The 2833-nt window shown below is 58.9% G+C and carries 3 protein-coding genes; 2 read left to right on the plus strand and 1 reads right to left on the minus strand.

Annotation, left to right across the window (positions count from 1 at the left end; translation table 11 throughout):
* A partial coding sequence (locus K1Y02_26645) for an arabinose isomerase (GenBank protein MBX7259962.1) occupies positions 1–769 on the minus strand: 769 nt, incomplete at its 3' end.
* Positions 770–951: 182 nt separating this feature from the next.
* On the opposite strand from K1Y02_26645, the gene K1Y02_26650 reads away from it, so the two are divergent.
* Both K1Y02_26650 and K1Y02_26655 read left to right on the plus strand, forming a co-directional pair.
* Entirely contained in the window at positions 952–2340 is a 1389-nt protein-coding gene (locus K1Y02_26650) for an FAD-binding oxidoreductase (protein ID MBX7259963.1), read from the plus strand.
* Positions 2337–2833 (plus strand): SDR family NAD(P)-dependent oxidoreductase (locus K1Y02_26655; GenBank protein ID MBX7259964.1); only part of this gene is annotated, 497 nt, incomplete at its 3' end. The genes K1Y02_26650 and K1Y02_26655, both read left to right, overlap by 4 nt.

The following is a 2833-nucleotide window of genomic DNA, read 5'->3' on the forward strand; positions in this document are numbered from 1 at the left end:
CCGCTGTCTTGGCGGCGCGCTCAAGTTCCGCCTGTTCGCACTCGCTGGAGACATCGAATTCTTTGTTGAATTCGGCCACCTTGGCGGCAATTTCTTTGTCCGTAACCGATTGGCGCAGTTCAAACACTTCGCACATTTCCAGAATCTCGAAGTGGTTGCCGAACACGGCTGATTGCTGGGTAAGGTCGGTGTAGACGTCAAGCATGCCGCAGTAATAGTGTCCAAGAATGCCCACGCGATTCTCGCGCATCCCGGCGGCAGTCTTTGCGGCGTCAACCCAGTCCTGGATTTCCTGCCAAGCTTGTTCCTCGTGGAGATAGCCTGTCACGAGGTGATAATCGACACCCGCGCGTCCGAGAGCGCAGGCCAACTCCGGCGCCGAGCAGGACTGGCAGTGTTCGAGCCAGACGCCCGTCATTTTCCCGCGATCGCCCAGCGCGTTGAATGCCTCGTAGTCGAGTTGGGCCACCGGCTGAAGGTTGAGCATCACCACGGGCGCTTTGGTCTTCTGCACCACCGGCAGGACGGTCGACGAGAGCGCGTAGGTGGAGATGAAAAGGAAGATGATCTCCGCATCTTCACGCTTGAACAATGCCGCCGCGTGGCGAGCCTTTTCGGGGTTGTCGACCATGCCGGCGTCGACCATTTCAACACCCATTTGCGCGATGCGGTCGCGGATTTCTCGATGATATCCGTTTAGGTTATCGAGTAGTCCGTCGAACTGTGCCCAGTAGGTATCCAGCCCGATGGAGAAGATTCCTGCCTTCATAGTTCCCTTTCTGTTTTCCAGTCTCCTGATCTCCAAGAACGCAAAGAAGTCTGGTGGGTTGTGTCCCGATCATTCAAGACACAGGACCGTCTGCGCAAGACGCATCTTGTCTCAGTTCTTCCGTTGCTTATCTCCCGGTCTGCTCGTATAATCCGGTGACGCCGCGCCGTGCGGCGGGTTGAATGGGGAAATCGGTGATTCAATCGGCCAAACAACGCTTATCCGGGTGGGGGCGATGCCCGGTGGAAGAGTGCAACGTCTTTCGCCCCGAGAAGCGGCGCGATATTGACGAGCTGCTCTCGGAAGGGGGGCCCACCGAATACATCGCGCGGGGGCTGGGCCGTAGCTACGGCGACGCGGCGATTAACGGGGGCGGAAGCGTCATTTCGATGGTGCGCCTCAATCGCATGCTGGGCTGGGACGCCGAACGCGGCATTGTCGAGTGCGAAGGCGGCGTCAGCCTCGAGGAACTCATCAACACCTTCCTTCCGCGCGGGTGGTTTCTGCCGGTCACCCCGGGGACCAAGTTCGTGACCGTTGGCGGGGCGATTGCCCACGACGTGCATGGCAAGAATCATCATGGCGAGGGGTCATTCAGCAGGTACGTGTTGGATTTGGAGCTGGTGACGCCGACCGGTGACGTCTTGACTTGTTCTCCGGACCGCAACCCGGACGCATTCTGGGCGACCGTGGGCGGCGCAGGCCTTACCGGACTTATCCTTAGTGCTCGCATACAGTTAATACCGGTGGAGACGGCCTATTGCCGGGTCGATTACCACCGTTGCGAGAACATCGAAACCTTGTTGACGGCCATCCGGGAAACGGACCAGCAGTACAAGTATTCCGTGGCTTGGGTGGACTGCCTCGCGAAGGGGAAAAGCCTTGGGCGGTCGGTACTTATGCTGGGAGAGCATCTTCCGCTGAAGGAATTGCCGCCGTCCATCCGAGGCCCGTTCAAGGTGAAGCGCAAGCTCCAGCCCAACGTGCCCATCGATTTCCCGTCGCTGATGCTCAATCCGATGAGTATCTGGGCCTTCAATACGGTGTTTTACGCGGCGCATCCGTCTGCGCCGGGGAAGATCATCGATTACGACACGTATTTCTATCCCTTGGATGCTATCCATAACTGGAACCGCATTTATGGCAAGCGCGGGTTTACGCAGTACCAGGCGACATTCCCGCTCGACGCGACCGCCGGACTGGTTCACCTTCTGGAGAAGTTGAGCAAGTCGTCGCGCGCGTCCTTCCTGGCGGTGCTCAAACGGATGGGTCCCGCGAGCCGGGGCTTGCTGTCGTATCCATTTGAGGGATATACGCTTACACTGGATATCCCGATGAAAGCCAGCCTCGTTCCGTTCCTGCACGAATGCGACGAGATGGTCATGAAACACGGCGGGCGGCTGTATCTCGCGAAAGACGTGTGCACCAAGCCTGAAGTGTTCGCCGCGATGTACCCCTTGCTCAAGGTCTTCAAAGAGGTCAAAGGGAAGCTCGATCCCGAGGGCAGGCTTTCGTCCGACCAGGCACGGCGTCTGCGCATCGTGGAACCGAGGAAGGCGGACGCGACATGAGCGACGCCAACGGAAAGACGGTGGTTATTCTGGGCGCGACATCGTCTGTTGCGCGGGCATTAGCCGGCGAATTTGCCTTGCGCGGCAGTCCTCTAATTCTGGCCGCGCGCGACGTGGACGATGCTGCCGTGATTGGTGTGGACATCGAGATCCGGTTTGGCGTAACCGTGCAGGCGGTCCGGTTTGATGCCGATCGGGTGGAGAGTCTGCCGCGTACGTTGGAGCGGTGTCTGGAAGTCGCTGAAACGGACCTTGCCGGAATCGTGTTGTGCTACGGGTTTATGGACGAACAGGCCAAAGGACAAGCCGACCCCGATATCGTCGAAAAGACAATGAACGTCAATCTCACGTCGGCGGCGATTGTGCTGGAGCAGTTTGCGGCGTACTTCGCCGAGAAGAAAGCTGGGTTCATAGCAGCATTGTCATCCGTGGCGGGCGACCGTGGCCGGCAGAGCAACTACATCTACGGCGCATCCAAGGCGGGGTTGACGGC

This window comes from Candidatus Hydrogenedentota bacterium, assembly GCA_019695095.1.
Lineage (GTDB): Bacteria > Hydrogenedentota > Hydrogenedentia > Hydrogenedentales > SLHB01 > JAIBAQ01.

Bases quoted from the DNA above. Each gene is read 5' to 3' on its own strand.
- K1Y02_26650 (MBX7259963.1), top strand. From the start codon at position 952: ATGGGGAAATCGGTGATTCAATCGGCCAAACAACGCTTATCCGGGTGG.